We start from the raw sequence: 18,523 nt of genomic DNA, 5'->3' as shown, positions 1-18,523 counted from the left end.
TCCATTTGAGAGTCATTCATGACTGCCCCTTCCCGTTTTCTCGCCTGGCTGTTGTTGCCGGCGTTGGTGTTGTGCAGCTTCAACCTGCTGGCGGCCACTGCAGACGGTGCGCCCCAGGCCCTGCATTTACTGGACTACATTGGCGCTGACTATCCGCCGACGGTGGAGGCGGGCAAGGTGGTCGATGAGTCCGAGTACCGTGAGCAGGTGGAATTCCTCGGTGTGTTGCAGGGCCTGGTGGCGCAACTGCCGGACAAGCCTGAGCGCGCAAGCCTGGTCAAAGGTGTCGCTGAGTTGTTGGCCGCCGTCACCACCCACCAGGATGGCGGCGTGGTAGCGCGCCAGGCGCGGCAACTGGGGGCGCAACTGGCGGCGGCCTATGAAGTGAGCCAGGCACCGGCCATTACCCCCGACCCGACCCGCGGCGCGCCGCTGTATGCCCAGCACTGCTCGGTATGCCACGGTGACGCCGGGGCGGGCGATGGCCCGGCGGGTGTCGGCATGACCCCGCCACCGGCCAACCTGCGCGATGCGCAGCGCCTGGACCGCCTGAGCCTGTATGGCATCTACAACACCCTGGGCCTGGGCGTCGAAGGCACCGATATGCCGTCGTTCGCCGACCAGTTGGATGACCGTCAGCGCTGGGACCTGGCGACCTATATCGCCGGCTTCACTGCTGACCCGGCGGCAGCCAATAGCGAAAAATCCTTCAACCTGGCCGACCTGGCCCGCCAGACCCCGGAAGAAGTGCTGGCCGCCGAGGGGCCGGACGCCGTCCGGGTGTTCCGCGCCCAGCGCGCGCAGCCGCCGCAGGTCCAGCGTGGCCCGGCGCAGTTGCTGGCGTACACCGCCGCCACCCTGGATAAAAGCCTGGTGGCGTTCCGCGGCGGCGAGCACGAACAGGCCTACGACCTGTCGGTAGCGGCGTACCTGGAAGGTTTCGAGCTGGTGGAGAGCTCCCTGGATAACGTCGATGCCAACGTGCGCAAGGACACCGAGAAGGCCCTGATGGCGTATCGGCAGTCGTTGCAGGATGGATTGCCGATCGAACAGGTCCAGCAGCGCCTGGACGTGGCCAAGGGCAAGCTCACTGAAGCGGCCGGCCTGTTGGGCGGCGACGGCCTGAGCTGGTCGTTGAGCTATATCTCGGGCTTGCTGATTCTGCTGCGTGAAGGGCTGGAAGCGATCCTGGTGCTGGCGGCGATCCTCGCCTTCCTGCGCAACACCGGCCAGCAGTCGGCGGTGCGCAGCGTCAACATCGGTTGGGGCCTGGCCTTGCTGGCCGGTGCGGCGACCTGGGCCCTGGCGGCCTATGTGATTGACGTCAGCGGTGCCCAGCGCGAGTTGCTGGAAGGCTGCACGGCGCTGTTTGCCAGCGTGATGGTGCTGTGGCTGGGGGTGTGGATGCACGACCGCCGTCATGCGGCCGCCTGGCAGGACTACATCAAGAGCAGCCTGGTCGGCGGCGGTGGGCGTTTTGGGTTTGCGATCCTGGCGTTCTTCTCGGTGTACCGCGAACTGTTTGAAGTGATCCTGTTCTACGAAACCCTGTGGCTACAGGCCGGCCCTGCCGGGCATAACGCGGTATTGGCCGGTGGCGCCACGGCGCTGGTGCTGCTGGTGGGCCTGGCGTGGATCATCCTGCGTGGCTCGGCGAAGCTGCCGCTGGCGCTGTTCTTCGGAATCAACGCGGCGCTGCTGTGTGCGCTGTCGGTAGTGTTTGCCGGGCATGGTGTCAAGGCGTTGCAGGAAGCCGGCATCTTCGGCACCCGGCCGGTGGCGTTCTTTGATTTTGACTGGTTGGGCATTCATGCCGATGCGTATTCGTTGAGTGCACAGGCGCTGGCGATCATTGCGATTGTGGTGCTGTACAGCCGCAGCCGGTTGGCCGAGAAGCGCCGGGTGGTGGCTTCCTGAGCACGCCACGATAAAAATGTAGGGGCTGGCTGTGTGGGAGCCAGCTCCCACACAAATCCACCCCTAGACAGGCCACATATGTTTGATCGGTGTCGCCCGTTCAGTCGTGCTCGTGGGTCAGTTCCAGCACCCGGTCCACCAACTTGTTGATGCCGGAGGCCACTTCGCTGATGTTCTTGCCCAGCATATAGGCTGGTGTGCTCACCAGTTTGCGTGCCTTGTCTTCGACGATCTCGTCGACCGCGCACGCCTGGTGGGTGGCGCCCATCTTGTCCAGGGCCGCAGCCGTGTCGGTGTCGTTGCCGATGGTGCAGACCACGCCCGGGCCGTAGATCTTCGCCGCCAGTGCCGGCGAGATACAGATCAGCCCCACGGGCTTGCTCGCTTCGGCAAAGGCTTCGGCCAGCGCCAGTACATCCGGGTTGAGGCTGCAGCCGGCGCCCTCAAGGGCAAAGTTCGACAGGTTCTTCGCCGCGCCAAAACCACCGGGCACGATCAGTGCGTCGAAGTCTTCCGCGCGGGCCTGGCGAATGTCCTTCACTTCGCCCCGGGCGATGCGTGCCGACTCCACCAGGACATTGCGCGACTCGGGCATTTCTGCACCCGTGAGGTGGTTGATCACATGCAGCTGGGCAATATCCGGGGCAAAGCACTGGACCTCGGCGCCGCGTTGGTCCAGGCGCAATAAAGTGATCACGCTTTCATGGATTTCAGCGCCGTCGTACACGCCACAGCCGGAAAGGATCACTGCAATCTTTTTGCTCATGGGCATTTCTCCTGATTTATGGCGTTAAATGTCTACTGATTTGTCACTCATTGCCAATGGGATATCCGACCACTCGACCTAATCTTGATGTAACAATAATTGATCGGACTTGCCCATGGACTTCGTCCCTTACGCGGTACCGTTTTTCATTGCCCTGATTGTGCTCGAACTGCTGGCTGACCGTTGGCGCGGCGAGCGCAACTACCGGGTGGCCGATGCCATCAACAGCCTGAGCACCGGTGTGTTGTCCACCACCACCGGGCTGTTGACCAAGGGCGTGGGCCTGCTGACCTACGCCTTTGCCCTCCAGCACCTGGCACTGTTCGAGCTGGCGACCCAGAGCGTCTGGACCTGGGTGTTTGCCTTTGTCTTCTATGACTTCTGCTACTACTGGCTGCACCGCTGCGGGCATGAGCGCAACATCCTGTGGGCGGCGCACTCGGTGCATCACCAGAGCGAGGACTATAACCTCACCACGGCCTTGCGCCAGACCAGCACGGGTTTCCTGTTGAGCTGGATCTTCTATCTGCCACTGGCTGTGGCCGGTGTACCGCTGGTGGTCTTTATCAGTGTGGCGTCACTCAACCTGCTGTATCAATTCTGGGTGCATACCCGTCATGTGCCCAAGCTTGGCTGGTTCGAGTGGTTTTTTGTCACGCCGTCCAATCATCGAGCCCACCATGCACAGAACGCTCTCTACATGGATCGCAACTACGGTGGGGTGTTCATTATTTGGGACCGCCTGTTTGGTTCGTTCCAGGAAGAAGACGAAAACGAGCCGGTGATCTTTGGCGTGACCACGCCTTTGGCCAGTTGGAACCCGCTGTGGGCCAACCTGCAGTTCTATGCGCAGCTGTGGAGTGATGCCCGGCGTACCGAAAGTGGGTGGGACAAGTTGCGTATCTGGTTCATGCGCACCGGCTGGCGCCCGGCGGACGTCAAGGCCAAGTACCCGCTGACCAAGCCGGACCTGAGCCAGTTCCGCAAATTCGAGGTGCCCCTCGATACACGCCAGCAGGTCTACATCGCCCTGCAATTTGCCGCGTATGTGGGCTTTGGCAGCTACCTGATGAACTTTGGCGAAGGTATGCCGACCGCCGCGTTGGTGCTGGGCTGGAGTGTGATGGCGTTGGGGCTGTTTACCTTGGGCGTGGCACTGGAGAACCGCCCATGGGCCTTGAAGGCTGAGTTGCTGCGGCTGCTGCTGAACGTGCCGCTGGTGTGGTTGGCGCCGCTGGTCGGGTTGTGGCCGGCCAGCGCGCTGGGCTGGCTGGGGCTGGCCAGCTACAGCCTGCTCAGTGTCATCGGCCTCTACTGTTGTCGGGGCCGGCTTACTCGGTGGGTGTCGTAGGCTCGGGCTTTTTCGGCTCGGCCAGTTGCGCCTGCGCCAGTTGGGCTTGCTCGGCGGCGCAGTTTTCCCGGGCCAGGCGGGCGTTGCGGATGCGCCGGCGCAGCCACAAGCCCAGGCCGAGCACCAGCAAGGCGCCCAGGACCCACAGCTCGTACTTCTTGACGCTGCCCAGCATGCCTTCGAGCACGGCGCCAAAGTGATAGGCCGCCGCGCCCAGCGCTGCCGCCCAGATCGCCGCGCCAATGCCGTTGAGCAACAGGTAGCGTCCCGGCGGGTAGCCCGACAGGCCAATGGCCACGGGCATGACCGTGCGCAGGCCATAGACAAAACGGAAGCTCAATACCCAGATATCCGGGTGCCGGCGGATATGCTCCAGCGCCCGATCGCCCAGCAGTTGCCAGCGTGGCTTGCGCGCCAACAATTTGCGCCCATGCTTGCGGCCCATGAAGTACCAGAGCTGGTCGCCGGCGTAGCTGCCGAAGAACGCGACCACCACCACCACGTTGATATCCATGTATCCGCGGAACGCCAGGAAGCCTGCGAGTACCAGAATGGTCTCACCTTCAAAGAACGTCCCCAGGAAGAGGGCAAAGTAGCCAAAGTCATTCAGAAATTGTTGGAGCATTGTCTGGGTGCTGGCGAAATGAACGCGCAGCCTACGCCTTCGCGAACATTCATGAAAGTATCGAGATGTGTCACGAAGTGAACATTTCCTACAGAAACCATGAATGCGACGACAGGCCGTATGCCGGATGGATGAGTAAGCACAACTGTCATTCCTTCGTCATAATGGCCGCTTATAACTGTCACGCTCGCCCGTCAAGCCGGGCTCAGGAGTCTGCCGTGAGCTTTACCCCCGCCCAACGCCTGTTTCCCGCTACCCGCCTGCGCCGCAACCGTCGTGATGATTTTTCTCGCCGCCTGGTGCGTGAAAACGTCCTGACGGTGGATGATCTGATCCTGCCGGTGTTTGTGCTGGACGGTGAAAATCGCCGGGAAGCGGTGACGTCGATGCCGGGTGTCGAGCGTTTGACCATCGATCTACTGCTGGAAGAGGCCGCACAGTGGGTCGAGCTGGGGATCCCGGCGCTGGCGCTGTTCCCGGTCACGCCGGCCGGGCTCAAGTCCCTGGACGCCGCCGAGGCCTGGAACCCCGAAGGCATTGCCCAGCGCGCAACCCGCGCCCTGCGCGAGCGGTTCCCGGAGTTGGGGGTGATCACCGACGTGGCGCTGGACCCGTTCACCACCCACGGGCAGGATGGCATCCTGGATGAAGAAGGCTATGTGCAGAACGACATCACTGTTGACGCACTGGTCAAGCAGGCGCTGTCCCATGCCGCCGCGGGCGCCCAGGTGGTGGCCCCGTCGGACATGATGGATGGTCGGATCCAGGCGATCCGCGAGGCGCTGGAGCTGGCCGGGCATGTCAATGTGCGGATCATGGCCTATTCGGCCAAGTATGCCAGTGCCTACTACGGCCCGTTCCGCGATGCGGTCGGCTCGGCGTTGAACCTGGGCAAGGCCAACAAGGCCTCGTACCAGATGGACCCGGCCAACAGCCACGAAGCCTTGCACGAAGTGGCGGCGGACCTGGCCGAAGGCGCCGATATGGTAATGGTCAAGCCTGGCATGCCGTACCTGGACATCCTTTATCGGGTCAAGGAGGAATTCAAGGTGCCGACCTTTGTCTATCAGGTCAGTGGTGAATATGCGATGCACATGGCCGCGATTCAAAATGGCTGGTTGAGTGAAGGTGTCGTCCTGGAATCTCTTACCGCCTTTAAACGTGCGGGTGCCGATGGCATCCTGACTTACTTTGCCGCCCGTGCCGCCCAATTGCTTAGAGAGCAACAATAGCCCTCACAGGAACACTCGATGAATACCGAAGGACTCACAGACGTTGCTGTAAAAGATGCGCACCCGGTGGTTGAACAGGTCGCCGAAACCCCGCCGGAGCTTGTGCCTGAGCAGCCTGTCGTGATCGCGGAGCCGGTGGTGGCGGCACCGCCTCTGGTGATTCCGAACCTGGACGACAGCAGCCTGTACATCCATCGCGAGCTGTCGCAACTGCAATTCAATATCCGTGTGCTGGAACAGGCGCTGGATGAGTCCTACCCGCTGCTGGAGCGCTTGAAGTTCCTGCTGATCTTCTCCAGCAACCTGGACGAGTTCTTCGAGATCCGTGTCGCCGGCCTCAAGAAACAGATCACCTTCGCCCGTGAACAGGCCGGCGCCGATGGCCTGCAGCCGCACCAGGCCCTGGCCCGCATCAGCGAGCTGGTGCACGGCCATGTGGACCGCCAATACGCCATCCTCAACGACATCCTGTTGCCGGAGCTGGAAAAGCACCAGGTGCGCTTCATCCGTCGGCGCAACTGGACCGTCAAGCTCAAGACCTGGGTCCGTCGCTATTTCCGCGACGAGATCGCGCCGATCATTACCCCGATTGGCCTGGACCCGACGCACCCGTTCCCGCTGCTGGTGAACAAGAGCCTGAACTTTATTGTCGAGCTCGAAGGTATCGATGCCTTTGGCCGTGACTCGGGCCTGGCGATCATCCCCGCGCCGCGCCTGTTGCCACGCATTATCAAGGTACCGGAAGAGGTCGGGGGGGCTGGCGATAACTATGTATTCCTTTCGTCGATGATCCACGCCCACGCCGATGACCTGTTCCAGGGCATGAAGGTCAAGGGCTGCTACCAGTTCCGCCTGACCCGTAACGCCGACTTGGCGGTAGACACCGAAGATGTGGAAGACCTGGCCCGCGCCCTGCGCGGCGAGCTGTTCTCGCGGCGCTACGGCGACGCAGTGCGCCTGGAAGTGGCGGATACCTGCCCCAAGCACCTGTCGGACTACCTGCTCAAGCAGTTCAACCTGGCCGAGACCGAGCTGTACCAGGTCAACGGCCCGGTGAACCTGACGCGCCTGTTCAGTATCACCAGCCTGGACAGTCACCCGGAGCTGCAATACACGCCGTTCACCCCGCAGATCCCGAAACTGCTGCAAAACAGCGAGAACATCTTCAGCGTGGTCAGCAAGCAGGACATCTTGCTGCTGCACCCCTTCGAGTCGTTCACCCCGGTGGTCGACCTGCTGCGCCAGGCCGCCAAGGACCCCCACGTCCTGGCCGTGCGCCAGACCCTGTACCGCAGCGGCGCCAATTCGGAAATCGTCGATGCACTGGTCGACGCTGCGCGTAACGGCAAGGAAGTCACGGCGGTGATCGAGCTGCGTGCGCGGTTCGACGAAGAGTCCAACCTGCAACTGGCCAGCCGCCTGCAAGCGGCCGGCGCGGTGGTGATCTATGGCGTGGTGGGCTTCAAGACCCACGCCAAGATGATGTTGATCCTGCGCCGCGAAGCCGGTGAGATCGTGCGTTACGCGCACCTGGGCACCGGTAACTACCACGCCGGCAACGCCAAGCTCTACACCGACTACAGCCTGCTGACCTCCGACGACGCGCTGTGCGAAGACGTCGGCAAACTGTTCAGCCAGTTGATCGGCATGGGCAAGACGCTGCGCATGAAAAAACTGCTGCATGCGCCGTTTACCCTGAAGAAGGGCATGCTCGACATGATTGCCCGCGAGACCCAGTTCGCCCTCGATGGCAAGCCGGCGCACATCATCGCCAAGTTCAACTCCCTGACTGATCCGAAGATCATTCGCGCGCTGTACAAGGCCAGCCAGTCCGGCGTGCGTATCGACCTGGTGGTGCGGGGCATGTGCTGCCTGCGTCCGGGCATCGCGGGTGTGTCCCACAATATCCATGTGCGTTCGATCATCGGCCGCTTCCTGGAGCACACGCGGGTGTTCTACTTCCTCAACGGCGGCGAAGAGCAGATGTTCCTGTCCAGTGCCGACTGGATGGAGCGCAACCTCGACAAGCGCGTAGAGACCTGTTTCCCGGTGGAAGGCAAGAAGCTGATCATGCGGGTCAAGAAGGAACTGGAGAGCTATCTGACCGATAACACCCACAGCTGGAGCCTGCAATCGGACGGGCGCTACCTGCGCAACACCCCGACCGGCAACCAGAACCCGCGCAGTGCGCAGGCGACCTTGCTGGAGCGCCTGGGCAGCCCGGTGCTGACGGTTCGCTGATATCGACTAGGCCTACATCGGCCACCGGGAAATCGGACAGGATTGTCAGATTTCCCAGGTTGGGGAGCCCAGGCTCCGGTTCCTAGACTGACCTCGGGCTATCAGGCGATAGCCGGTACAGGGCAGTTAAGGAATTTTCGATGATGGGATCCGTTGGTATCGGGTTGGGCACTGCGGGGCTATACGAAGCGCTGGCTTCGCCGCCAAAGGGCTACCGCAGTGCGCAGGCCATGTCGTCCGACATGGCTCGGGCGGCAGTCACTGCCGAGTCCCTGGTGCGCGACGCATTGAAGCGTATCGCCACTATCGATCAGGGTTTGCAGGGCGGCAATGCCTTTGTGCAGGTCAACCCCGATGCGCGTGAACAGGCGCGCATGCGTGACCAGGAGCGTGCCGGCGGTACTGTGCGCGGTTTTTTGCATGGCGTGCCGGTTGCCCTGAAAGATGTCTTTGAAACCCGCGGGAAAATGCACACCAGTGCCGGGTCCCGGGCGCTGGTCGGTTCACCGTCGAGCAAAAACGCCAGGGTCGTGGACAACCTGCTCAAGGCCGGCGCCGTGATCGTGGGCAAGACCAATATGAGCGAACTGTCCAACTTCCGCTCCAGCGTACCGGTCGATGGCTGGAGCTCCCGTGGTGGGCAAACCCTCAATCCCCATCGACTGGGAGGGCAGGTGGCAGGGTCCAGTTCGGGGTCGGCGGTGGCGGTCGCCCAGGGCCTGGTGCCGCTGGCACTGGGCATCGAGACCAATGGCTCGATCATTGCCCCGGCGGCCTACAACGGCGTGGTCGGGCTGAAAACCACGGCCGGGCTGGTGAGTACCGAGGGGGTGATGACCAGTTCAAGGTTGGATTCGGTGGGCACCTTTACGCGCAGCGTGCGCGATGCTGGCGAAGCGCTCAATGCCATGACCGAAACAACCGGCTACACCGCCGGGCTCACGCCGGATGTCTTGCAGGGCAAGCGCATTGGCTACACGCCGCTGCCTGTGTTGTCGCCTGAGGAGGCCGGGGATCCGGCCTTGCGCGCGGACCGTCAGCACTTCGCGGACGCGATCGCATTGCTGGCGTCCAGGGGCGCCGTCATGGTGCCGATAGGCAGGCTGGATGCGGAGGTCTCCCGTGAAGCTTACGATCAATACAGCGATGCGCTACTTGCCGGGATCAAGCACCACCTGGACAGCTACCTGGCTGGCCGGGAAGGGTTGCCCGTGAAGTCGTTGGCTGAACTGATTGCCTTCAATGAGCGTGACAGGCAGGCCGGGGAGCCGGACCAGGTATTGCTGGAGCAGATCAACCGCCTGCAGGTGACGGATGAACAGCGCGAGCAACTATGGGCGAGCGTCCTGCCGGTGTTCAAGGGCACCCTCGATAAGCCGCTGAGCGAGCACAGGCTCGATGCCATCGTGTCGAACTTCCGCTCTGACAGTTACTACTTTGCTGCCGCTGCCGGTTACCCCGGCATCTCGGTGCCCTCGGGCATGGATGACGAGGGCATGCCGACGGCGCTGCATTTTTCGGGTGCGGGCAACAGTGAAGCCACGCTGCTCTCGGTCGCCCATGGCTATGAACAGGCCTCGCAGGCCATCCGCGAGCCGGCGTTCCTGCCTGGCACGCCGGTGTCGTCCGAGAACGCCTAGGGGGTCAGTGCACGTTCAGGCTGAAACCCACCCGCGTCAGCCACTCGGCCTCCTGGGCGAAATCCGCCTGGGTCAGCTGGTTTTCATCCAGCCAATCTTCGGGGAACACCACATCCAGGCTGTCGCCATTGGCGAGCAGGGTGACTTGCGGCATCTGTTGGGTGCCGCGAATGTGATGGAACAGGATCGCAAAGCGCAGCAGGGCGCACAGGCGAATCAGCTTGATGCCCTCGGCGCCGAACTCGGCGAACTTGTCCTTGGGAATATTGCGGCGATGACCGCGTACCAGCAGCGCCAGCATCTGCTGGTCCTCCCGGGAAAACCCCGCCAGGTCGGAGTGCTCGATCAGGTACGCACCGTGCTTGTGGTAATGGTAGTGGGCGATATCCAGCCCCACTTCATGGACCTTGGCCGCCCAGCCCAGCAGTTCACGCCAGACCCCGTCTTCCAGCTCCCAGTCCGCAGCCACCTGGTCGAAGGCATGCAGCGCCTTGCGCTCGACCCGTGCCGCCTGTTCCAGGTCAACGTGGTAACGCTCCATCAGCGAGCCCAGGGTGCGCTCACGCACGTCTTCATGGTGATGGCGGCCCAGCAGGTCGTAGAGCACGCCTTCACGCAGGGCGCCATCGCAGTGGTCCATGCGTTGCAGTTCGAGGGCGTCGAAGATGGCTTCAAGGATCGCCAGGCCGGCCGGGAAGATGGCCCGGCGGTCGGGCTTGATGCCCTCGAAGTCGATCTTCTCCGCATCGCCGAGCTTGAACAGCTTGCGCTTGAGCCAGGCCAGGCCTTCGGCATTCACCTCGCCGGTGCCATGGCCGCCGGCCTTCAGGGCCAGGCCGATGGCGCGGATGGTGCCGGATGAGCCGATGGCTTCATCCCAGGTCAGGCGGTGCAGGGCGTGCTCGATGCTCATGATCTCCAGCCGCGCCGCCGTGTAGGCCTGGGCGTAGCGGGCCGGGGTGATCTTGCCGTCCTTGAAATAGCGCTGGGTGTAGCTGACGCAACCCATTTGCAGGCTTTCGCGCAGCAGCGGCTCGAAGCGCTGGCCGATGATGAACTCGGTGCTGCCGCCGCCAATGTCGGCCACCAGGCGTTTGCCGGGGGTATCGGCCAGGGTGTGGGAAACGCCGAGGTAGATCAGGCGCGCTTCTTCACGGCCGGAGATGACTTCCACCGGGTGCCCGAGGATCTCCTCGGCACGGCGGATGAATTCGCCCCGGTTACGCGCTTCGCGCAATGCGTTGGTGCCGACGATGCGCACGGCGCCCTGGGGCATGCCGTTGATCAACTGGGCAAAGCGCTTGAGGCAATCGAGCCCGCGCTGCATGGATTCTTCGTTGAGCTTGCGCTCGTCGTCGATCCCGGCCGCCAGTTGTACCTTTTCGCCGAGCCGCTCAAGGATGCGGATCTCACCGTTCTGGGCCTTGGCCACGACCATGTGAAAGCTGTTGGAGCCCAGGTCGATGGCGGCGATCAGGGACAGATTCTTGGCTTTGGATTGCGGCATGGGTAGGGGATCTCGGTCGATAACCTCGCCATCGTGCCACGATCAAACGCTGACGCCAACGCGCAGTGCTTGGTGATTTGTCTTACACATGCTCTCGATCAAATTTTGTAAGAAATGTAAGGCAAATTCCTGGATGGCGGATGACATCATTCCAGGGGCTGTAGGTAAGTAAGAGGTAGTTGGTTTTTTTAGAGTTTTTATGCTGTTTCCTACATGGTGAATCTACTTGTGAAGGTTCATAACTTGTTTTGGACTACTTCTGAAGTTTGTGAGGTTGACAATTGTTTTTAACGAGTCTCACAAGGATCAAGGTTTAGTCTTATATTTCTTGGGTGAGTCGAAGGGGGAAACTGTCGTTCGGCAATGATGCCGTGGTGTTATTTATTTATGGCTTTTTGTTTCATGGAGGAACTCATTGTGGGCGGTGGAACTGTCCGGTTTGAATAAAAAATACCTGACACTTACAAACGACAGGTTGATCATGAAAAAAGTATTAGGTTTGACGATGGGCATTATCTGCTTGGGTGCAAGTATTGGCGCTCAAGCAACAAACGTTGCGCAGTTGGTGGTGCGTGGCACGATCGTTCCCGCAGCCTGCAATCTCAGCCTGGGGGGGGGTGGGATCATCGACTACGGGACCATCCGCTCCGGTGAGTTGTCCCAGACCGCCTTCAACCCCCGTGAAGAGAAAACCACATCGCTGTCTGTCAACTGTGGCACCACGCCGACCAAGTTCGGCCTGGCCCTGACCGACTTGCAGTCGGCCAGCAAGGTGCCTGGCATCCTCGGTAGCGGTTACACCGAAGCCCAGAACTTTGGCCTGGGCGCTACAGCGTCCCGGCGTACGGGCGGGTACTCGGTCACGCTACGCGACCTGAGGTCTTCAGGCGCTACGTTGAATCCGATCGTGCGGATCAGCCAAGGCGCCTGGCAGAGCAGCGATGGCAAAGTCGCGCAAGCACCTAGCCAGTACTCATGGCGTAATAGTGCAACGATTACGCCGGCCGCGATCGCTCAGCTAACAGGTGTCATTGCTGTAAAAGCGGTCATCAACAAGGCACAGGACCTGGACCTGTCGCGTGATGTCACCCTGGATGGGCGTGCGACCTTAGTACTTAGCTACATATAAGCGAAGAAAACAGCCGATAGTGGGACGGAAGTTGTCATGGCACTTGCGGAACTTATCGGCTGCTTTCGCGTGGGTGATTATTTATTTGCTGAATATTTGGGTCGTTGCGGAGAAAACACGGTGAATCGTTTTTTGAAAGCAAGTGTGACGCTGTTGTGGTGTGCAGGTTTATTGTTTGGCGCAAATGGCATCGTGATAGCCGATGGTATGCAGCCCGAAACAACCGTCGTCGTGCTTAATGAAGAAGACGGTGAAGCAACGATCAATATCAAGAACACAGACCCGGGGCCCGCACTGCTTTATTCGGTCATCGAAAACATACCGGAAGACCAGGAGCCATTGCTGATAGTCACGCCACCGATTACCCGGGTCGAGGCCGGCGAAACCCAGTTGGTCCGTTTTATCAGCACCGCCGGGGCGCCACTCAAGACCCAGCGCCTGAAGCGTGTGTCCTTTGAAGGCATTCCCCAGGCCCGCACCCCCGGAGGGGCGACCATTGGGATCACGCTGCGACAGAACCTGCCGCTGATTCTGCACCCCAAGGGGTTGGCCAAGCACCAGGCACCGTGGGAGTTGCTGAAGTGGAAGCGCCAAGGCAGTCGCCTGACGGTCCACAACGACAGTGCGTATGTGGTACGGCTGGCGCTGGAGTTGCAGTTGCTGCCGGAAAAACGGCTGGCGACCCTGCCGCGCAGCTATGTCCTGCCGGGTGAAGTGCTGGCGGTCGACACCCAGGGTTCCCTGGCCGGTGTTACCGCGGTGGTTTTGCAGCCTGCCACGGTGTATGGCTTCAGTGTTGACAGCTACAAAGCTGATGTGACCGATCATGGGATTTGACCGGGCGGTGAGCAAGGGGGCCGGTGCAGCCTGTTGTTCGGGGCTGTTTATGGGCCTGGCAACCCTTTCAGGGTTTCATGGCGAGGCGTTGGCCCTCGAATTGGGGGACGGCTTTGACCTGGCGGCCCTGACCACCCACGGCATTGACCCAAAGGTCTCGGATTATTTCCGCAGTGCTGCGCGCTTTCGCGAGGGTGTCCAGGTGGTCGGGCTGCGGGTCAATGGCGTCGCATTGGGGCTGGTCGATGCCCGTTTCGACTATCAGGGCCAGTTGTGCTTTACCCGCGGGTTGCTGGACAAGGCCGGCTTGCGGGTGCCGTCGACGGTCCTGCAGGCGGGTGTTACGGCCGACCAGGCGTGCCATGACTTCCTTGGCGAGTTCCCGGCGACGCTGGTGAGGTTGCGTCCCAGCAATGACGAAGTGTCCCTGGTGGTGCCCACGCAGTCGTTTCGCGAGCCGCAATGGGAGGCGGGCAATTTCAGCCAGGGCGGTACGGCCGCCCTGCTCAATTACGATGTGCTGGGGTTCGATAACCAGGGGCGCAATGATTCCAGCCGGTTTGTCTCGGCCTATACCGAGGCGGGGTTCAACCTTGGTAACTGGGTGGTGCGCAGTCGGCAGTTCTATATCTCTGATAATGGCCGGGGCAGCAGCGAGCATGTATATGCCTATGCCCAGCGAGATTTCGCGCCCCTGCAATCGACCTTCCAGGTCGGCCAGATCTCCAGCCGGAGCCCGGTGTTTGGCGGGCTCCAACTGTCGGGTTTCCAACTCTTTCCCGACGGTGTTTCACGCCTGGGGAGCGCCAATGACGTTGTGGTCGAGGGCTTGGCCCATAGCCAGGCGAGGGTCGAGGTGCGCCAGTCTGGGGTGCTGATTTATTCGACCCTGGTGCCTGAAGGGCCGTTCAGCCTCACCGGCCTGCCGCTGCTCAATGGCACCAGTGACCTGGACGTGAGCGTCATCGACATGCGGGGTGGCAAGCGCAGTTTCGTGGTGCCCGCTGCGTCCTTCGGTGCCCAGGTGCCTGTTGCGCCAGGCTTTGACTTTGCCCTGGGCAAGGTGCGCGAAACGCTTCTCAGCGACCGGGAGCCGCCGGTGGTGGCGATGGGCAGCGGCACCTGGGGCCTGGGGGCGGGCACGGCCCTGGGGTTCGGCTTGCTGGGGACGGATGAATACCACGCGGCAGGGGGGACATTGAGTCGTGTCTTTTTCCAGCGGGTTTCGGTGGCGGCACGGCACAACGTGTCCCGGGATCAGGTGCGTGGCGTGGGGGGCACACGCAATGCCTTGTCGCTGAGCAGCCCAGTGGGCGCCGGGGTTGAGGTCAACCTGAGTGCCACCACCCAGAGTCGAGGCTATCGCGATGTCCTGGAGGCCGGCGCATCGGCCAGGGATGACCTGGATGGGCGCTTCCATCGCCAGTACACCGCCGGGTTGAGCTGGGGTGGGCCGACGTTCGGCGGGTTCTCCCTCAGCTATTCGCGCAGTGAGCAGTTTGACGGGCAGGGTGCCGAGCATGTGTTTGCGTCGTGGAACCAGCGCTTCAGGGATGTCGATGTGGCCCTGATCGCCGACTCGCAGACCGGCCCGTCACGCCGGCGCAAGCGTCGTTACACCGCCAATGAGGAACGCCCTTCCGAAGGCGTGTCGGTGCGCCTGCAAGTCAGCGTGCCCTTCGGCGAGAGCCGGCGCCTTACCTCCTTCGCCAGCCGCCGCAATGGCCGCTCCGATATCGGTACAACCCTGTCGGAACGGGTCAACGAGTATGTGGACTACGAAGTCGGAACCGAGCGCGACCTGACGGATCGCCAGCAAGCGGTACACGGCCGGGTCGATGTCATGCCGCGCTACACCCGTGTGGGTGCGGGAATCAACCGGGATGCATCGGGCACCAGCTACACCGGGCAATTGCAGGGTGCCATTGTGGCCCATGAACAGGGGCTGACCTTTTCGCCCTACGCGGTGCAGGACACTTTCGGCTTGCTGTCGGTGGGCAATGTCTCAGGCGCCAAAGTCGAGACCCCCCAGGGCCCCGTCTGGACCGATTACCGTGGCTTCGCGGTCATTCCTGGCTTGCCGGCCTACAGCAACAGTCACCTCGAAGTGCAGACCCAGTCCCTGCCCAAGCGTGTCGACCTCAAGAACGGCACGCAGACGCTCGCTGCCGCACGCGGCTCGTTCAATACCGTGGAGTTCAAGGTGATCAGCGCTCGCCGCGTGCTGTTGACCGCTCGCGACGCCAGTGGGCGGGCATTACCCCAGGGCGCCCCGGTATTTGGCGAGGACAAGGCCTTCCTGACCAGCGTGGTGGGTGAAGGCCTGATCTTCCTGAATGACAGCCAGCCTCAGCAAACCCTGAGGGTGGAAATGCCGGGCTCCACGAAACCCTGCCTGTTGCAACTGAACCTTGAGCCAGAGCCTTCCAATGAAAAACTGTATGAAACCGCCTCGGCAACCTGTCGTGCGCTGTAAATCGCCAGGCAGGGTCTATCCATGCCTGTTGTTCGTGATGGTGTTGTTGATCAGTGAGGTCAGCGCCGCCAGCTGTCAGTTGGCGTTAAGCCAGCCGCGGGTTGATTACGGTGTATTGCGCCAAGGGCAGGTGTTTGACGGGCACGCCAACCCGCAGTCCCTGGGCAAGCGTACGGTGCTGTTGAACGTAGTGTGTATCGACCCGGTCCCCATGGCGCTACGGTTCAGCGGGGCGCCAGGAGGTGCGCAGGGCTTTCGGTTTGGCGGCGCCGGTGCCGTTGCCCTGAGTGTCCGGGATGCCCACCTTGACGGCCGGTCCGTGGACCTGGTCGCCGAGGATTCGGCGCCGGCAGAGGCCAGCGAGCGCCTTGTGCCCGGGCAGGTTCTGATCGCCCGGGCGGCTGGTGTACCGGTAACCGGCCGTCGGTTATCGGTGCAACTGGAGATCGACCCCTCTCTATCGTCCGATGCCTTTTCTGTCCGCCGTGAAACAACGCTCGAAGGGCAGATACAGGTCGAGTGGTTGCCGCGTGGGGTTGGCGTCAGCCCGGTTGCCCCACCGAGCCAATGACGTTGGCCGGCTCAGCGGTGCGCGGTTGCGTCAGGCACTGCTGGAGCGCCATGCCGGCTTTCTGCCGCAGGTCAGCATGGGCGGCGTCGAGGTCTTCGCCGTCGGCTTCGGCAATGGGCCATACCCAAAATGAGCGCATCCCATAGCAAGAGTCAATCAGCGGCGGCTTCCTGAATGAAGGAAGGGCGGCTATGATGGGTAACGTTTTTTTTGCTTACAACCCGGAGACATCCATGAGCAACGATCTTATCAAGCACGTCACCGACGCGACCTTTGAGGCCGAAGTACTTAAGGCCGAAGGCCCGGTGCTGGTTGATTACTGGGCTGAGTGGTGCGGTCCTTGCAAAATGATCGCTCCGGTCCTGGACGACATCGCTACCACCTACGAAGGCAAGCTGACCATTGCCAAGCTGAATATCGACGAGAACCAGGAAACCCCGGCCAAGCACGGCGTGCGTGGTATCCCGACCCTGATGCTGTTCAAGAACGGCAACGTCGAAGCCACCAAGGTCGGCGCACTGTCGAAGTCGCAACTGGCGGCATTCCTCGACGCCAATATCTAAGTGTCGTAAAAAAGCCCCGCAATTTGCGGGGCTTTTTCGTGAAGCAGGGCTAGACGCTCTGAAATCCAGGTGGTACATTCGGCCCCGCACTGGTTTCTCCACTGCCCCCTGCAAGCCGTCGCCGACGCACTCCTTTCGATTAGTACGCGATCCTGTCGCCTTCTCTGCGGCGCGGCCTCATTAAGCCAAAAGCTTAATTCCCCCCCTCTATAAATGATTACGTCATTCCTATATGAATCTGACTGAACTCAAGCAAAAGCCGATTACCGACCTGCTCCAACTGGCCGAAGAAATGGGCATAGAAAATATGGCCCGTTCGCGCAAGCAGGACGTGATTTTCTCCCTGCTGAAAAAGCACGCGAAAAGCGGCGAGGAAATCTCCGGTGATGGCGTGCTGGAGATTCTCCAGGACGGCTTCGGCTTCCTCCGCTCTGCAGACGCCTCCTATCTCGCCGGCCCAGACGATATCTACGTCTCGCCGAGCCAGATCCGTCGCTTCAACTTGCGCACCGGTGACACCATCGTTGGCAAGATCCGCCCTCCGAAGGAAGGCGAGCGTTACTTCGCCCTGCTCAAGGTCGACACGATCAACTTCGATCGCCCGGAGAACGCGAAGAACAAGATTCTCTTCGAGAACCTGACGCCGCTGTTCCCGACCGTGCGCATGAAGATGGAAGCCGGCAACGGTTCCACCGAAGACCTGACCGGTCGTGTGATCGACCTGTGCGCCCCGATCGGCAAGGGCCAGCGTGGCCTGATCGTCGCACCGCCGAAAGCCGGTAAGACCATCATGCTGCAGAACATTGCAGCGAACATCGCGCGTAACAACCCTGAAGTTCACCTGATCGTGTTGCTGATCGATGAACGCCCGGAAGAAGTGACCGAAATGCAGCGCACCGTGCGCGGCGAAGTGGTTGCCTCGACGTTCGATGAGCCGCCAACCCGCCACGTGCAGGTTGCCGAAATGGTGATCGAGAAGGCCAAGCGCCTGGTCGAGCACAAGAAGGACGTGGTGATCCTGCTCGACTCCATCACCCGTCTGGCCCGTGCCTACAACACCGTGATCCCGAGCTCCGGCAAGGTGTTGACCGGTGGTGTCGATGCCCACGCCCTGGAGAAGCCGAAACGCTTCTTCGGCGCTGCGCGTAACATCGAAGAAGGCGGCTCGCTGACCATTATCGCCACCGCGCTGGTTGAAACCGGCTCGAAGATGGACGAAGTGATCTACGAAGAGTTCAAGGGTACCGGCAACATGGAGCTGCCTTTGGACCGTCGCATCGCTGAAAAGCGTGTGTTCCCGGCCATCAACATCAACCGCTCCGGTACTCGCCGCGAAGAGTTGCTGACGGCCGACGACGAGCTGCAGCGCATGTGGATCCTGCGCAAGCTGCTGCATCCGATGGACGAAGTCGCTGCCATCGAGTTCCTGATCGACAAGCTGAAAACCACCAAGACCAACGACGAGTTCTTCCTGTCGATGAAACGTAAGTAATACGACGTTTCAGGTCCGAAAGAATGGCGCCCCTAGGGGCGCCATTTTTTTGGTGCGCCAGGCATGGCGCGTTGCGCGCAAGCGCAACCAGCTTGGCTGTGGTGGCCACGCTGGTGACTGGGAGGTGAAAGTCCTCTACACACCCGGCAAGGGGAAGTGTTAGCCAGAGGCAAGGG

At 61.5% G+C, this 18,523-nt stretch carries 15 protein-coding genes; 11 read left to right on the top strand and 4 right to left on the bottom strand.

Annotated elements, in window-relative coordinates; genetic code table 11:
* Positions 1-18: 18 nt before the first annotated feature.
* Positions 19-1,917 (top strand): FTR1 family protein, encoded by a 1,899-nt coding sequence (locus BLL38_RS21435; RefSeq protein WP_076964241.1) that lies wholly within the window; start codon positions 19-21, stop codon positions 1,915-1,917.
* A gap of 100 nt (positions 1,918-2,017) precedes the next feature.
* Here the strand turns inward: BLL38_RS21435 and elbB are convergent, their stop codons facing one another.
* Positions 2,018-2,683, bottom strand: a complete 666-nt coding sequence (elbB, locus tag BLL38_RS21430) for an isoprenoid biosynthesis glyoxalase ElbB (RefSeq protein ID WP_076964240.1) — start codon at positions 2,681-2,683, stop codon at positions 2,018-2,020.
* Between the two features lie 115 nt (positions 2,684-2,798).
* Here elbB and BLL38_RS21425 point away from each other — a divergent pair, with 115 nt between their 5' ends.
* Positions 2,799-4,034: a sterol desaturase family protein gene (locus BLL38_RS21425; protein ID WP_076964239.1), complete on the top strand. Its 1,236-nt coding sequence runs from the start codon at positions 2,799-2,801 to the stop codon at positions 4,032-4,034.
* Here BLL38_RS21425 and BLL38_RS21420 read toward each other — a convergent pair.
* Positions 4,015-4,659: a DedA family protein gene (locus BLL38_RS21420; protein WP_076964238.1), complete on the bottom strand. Its 645-nt coding sequence runs from the start codon at positions 4,657-4,659 to the stop codon at positions 4,015-4,017. The two genes, BLL38_RS21425 and BLL38_RS21420, sit on opposite strands and share 20 nt — an antisense overlap.
* 218 nt (positions 4,660-4,877) lie before the next feature.
* Here BLL38_RS21420 and hemB point away from each other — a divergent pair, with 218 nt between their 5' ends.
* The 3 genes from hemB to BLL38_RS21405 all read left to right on the top strand — a co-directional run bounded on the left by hemB (position 4,878) and on the right by BLL38_RS21405 (position 9,772).
* Positions 4,878-5,891 (top strand): porphobilinogen synthase, encoded by a 1,014-nt coding sequence (gene hemB, locus BLL38_RS21415; protein WP_076964237.1) that lies wholly within the window; start codon positions 4,878-4,880, stop codon positions 5,889-5,891.
* 18 nt (positions 5,892-5,909) lie between these two features.
* On the top strand, positions 5,910-8,132 hold the full coding sequence (ppk1, locus tag BLL38_RS21410) for a polyphosphate kinase 1 (RefSeq protein ID WP_076964236.1): 2,223 nt from the start codon (positions 5,910-5,912) through the stop codon (positions 8,130-8,132).
* Positions 8,133-8,362: 230 nt separating this feature from the next.
* Entirely contained in the window at positions 8,363-9,772 is a 1,410-nt protein-coding gene (locus BLL38_RS21405; RefSeq protein ID WP_076964280.1) for an amidase family protein, read from the top strand.
* A gap of 4 nt (positions 9,773-9,776) precedes the next feature.
* Here the strand turns inward: BLL38_RS21405 and ppx are convergent, their stop codons facing one another.
* A complete protein-coding gene (gene ppx / locus BLL38_RS21400) occupies positions 9,777-11,279 on the bottom strand; it encodes an exopolyphosphatase (protein ID WP_076964235.1) in 1,503 nt (500 codons plus the stop codon).
* A 481-nt stretch (positions 11,280-11,760) separates the two neighbouring features.
* On the opposite strand from ppx, the gene BLL38_RS21395 reads away from it, so the two are divergent.
* The 4 genes from BLL38_RS21395 to BLL38_RS21380 all read left to right on the top strand — a co-directional run bounded on the left by BLL38_RS21395 (position 11,761) and on the right by BLL38_RS21380 (position 16,292).
* Positions 11,761-12,408, top strand: coding sequence for a DUF1120 domain-containing protein (locus tag BLL38_RS21395; RefSeq protein ID WP_076964279.1), 648 nt, complete (start codon positions 11,761-11,763; stop codon positions 12,406-12,408).
* Positions 12,409-12,552: 144 nt separating this feature from the next.
* A complete protein-coding gene (locus BLL38_RS21390; RefSeq protein WP_076964278.1) occupies positions 12,553-13,245 on the top strand; it encodes a fimbria/pilus chaperone family protein in 693 nt (230 codons plus the stop codon).
* A complete protein-coding gene (locus tag BLL38_RS21385; protein WP_415640248.1) occupies positions 13,235-15,721 on the top strand; it encodes a fimbria/pilus outer membrane usher protein in 2,487 nt (828 codons plus the stop codon). Before BLL38_RS21390 ends, BLL38_RS21385 begins: the two co-directional genes overlap by 11 nt.
* Positions 15,687-16,292, top strand: coding sequence for a DUF1120 domain-containing protein (locus tag BLL38_RS21380; RefSeq protein ID WP_083743091.1), 606 nt, complete (start codon positions 15,687-15,689; stop codon positions 16,290-16,292). Before BLL38_RS21385 ends, BLL38_RS21380 begins: the two co-directional genes overlap by 35 nt.
* On the opposite strand, the gene BLL38_RS31135 is transcribed toward BLL38_RS21380, so the two are convergent.
* Complete coding sequence (locus tag BLL38_RS31135; protein ID WP_154220615.1) at positions 16,264-16,431, bottom strand: hypothetical protein; 168 nt, start codon at positions 16,429-16,431, stop codon at positions 16,264-16,266. The two genes, BLL38_RS21380 and BLL38_RS31135, sit on opposite strands and share 29 nt — an antisense overlap.
* A gap of 94 nt (positions 16,432-16,525) precedes the next feature.
* Between BLL38_RS31135 and trxA the strand changes: the two genes are divergently transcribed.
* Together trxA and rho are read left to right on the top strand one after the other, a co-directional pair.
* Positions 16,526-16,855: a thioredoxin TrxA gene (gene trxA / locus BLL38_RS21375; protein ID WP_076964277.1), complete on the top strand. Its 330-nt coding sequence runs from the start codon at positions 16,526-16,528 to the stop codon at positions 16,853-16,855.
* A 232-nt stretch (positions 16,856-17,087) separates the two neighbouring features.
* Entirely contained in the window at positions 17,088-18,347 is a 1,260-nt protein-coding gene (rho, locus tag BLL38_RS21370) for a transcription termination factor Rho (RefSeq protein ID WP_003176825.1), read from the top strand.
* Positions 18,348-18,523 lie beyond the last annotated feature (176 nt).

It is taken from the genome of Pseudomonas gessardii (assembly GCF_001983165.1).
GTDB classification, from domain to species: Bacteria; Pseudomonadota; Gammaproteobacteria; order Pseudomonadales; family Pseudomonadaceae; genus Aquipseudomonas; species Aquipseudomonas gessardii.
Note: the sequence above shows the minus strand (reverse complement) of the source record. Positions and strands in the feature narration are given on the sequence as shown.

What these genes read in the sequence shown, in the direction of transcription:
- BLL38_RS21435 (WP_076964241.1), top strand. Translation starts at nt 19, where the DNA reads ATGACTGCCCCTTCCCGTTTTCTCGCCTGGCTGTTGTTGCCGGCGTTG.
- elbB (WP_076964240.1), bottom strand. Translation starts at nt 2,683, where the DNA reads ATGAGCAAAAAGATTGCAGTGATCCTTTCCGGCTGTGGCGTGTACGAC.
- BLL38_RS21425 (WP_076964239.1), top strand. Translation starts at nt 2,799, where the DNA reads ATGGACTTCGTCCCTTACGCGGTACCGTTTTTCATTGCCCTGATTGTG.
- BLL38_RS21420 (WP_076964238.1), bottom strand. Translation starts at nt 4,659, where the DNA reads ATGCTCCAACAATTTCTGAATGACTTTGGCTACTTTGCCCTCTTCCTG.
- ppk1 (WP_076964236.1), top strand. Translation starts at nt 5,910, where the DNA reads ATGAATACCGAAGGACTCACAGACGTTGCTGTAAAAGATGCGCACCCG.
- BLL38_RS21405 (WP_076964280.1), top strand. Translation starts at nt 8,363, where the DNA reads ATGTCGTCCGACATGGCTCGGGCGGCAGTCACTGCCGAGTCCCTGGTG.
- ppx (WP_076964235.1), bottom strand. Translation starts at nt 11,279, where the DNA reads ATGCCGCAATCCAAAGCCAAGAATCTGTCCCTGATCGCCGCCATCGAC.
- BLL38_RS21395 (WP_076964279.1), top strand. Translation starts at nt 11,761, where the DNA reads ATGAAAAAAGTATTAGGTTTGACGATGGGCATTATCTGCTTGGGTGCA.
- BLL38_RS21385 (WP_415640248.1), top strand. Translation starts at nt 13,235, where the DNA reads ATGGGATTTGACCGGGCGGTGAGCAAGGGGGCCGGTGCAGCCTGTTGT.
- BLL38_RS21380 (WP_083743091.1), top strand. Translation starts at nt 15,687, where the DNA reads ATGAAACCGCCTCGGCAACCTGTCGTGCGCTGTAAATCGCCAGGCAGG.
- BLL38_RS31135 (WP_154220615.1), bottom strand. Translation starts at nt 16,431, where the DNA reads ATGCGCTCATTTTGGGTATGGCCCATTGCCGAAGCCGACGGCGAAGAC.
- trxA (WP_076964277.1), top strand. Translation starts at nt 16,526, where the DNA reads ATGAGCAACGATCTTATCAAGCACGTCACCGACGCGACCTTTGAGGCC.
- rho (WP_003176825.1), top strand. Translation starts at nt 17,088, where the DNA reads ATGAATCTGACTGAACTCAAGCAAAAGCCGATTACCGACCTGCTCCAA.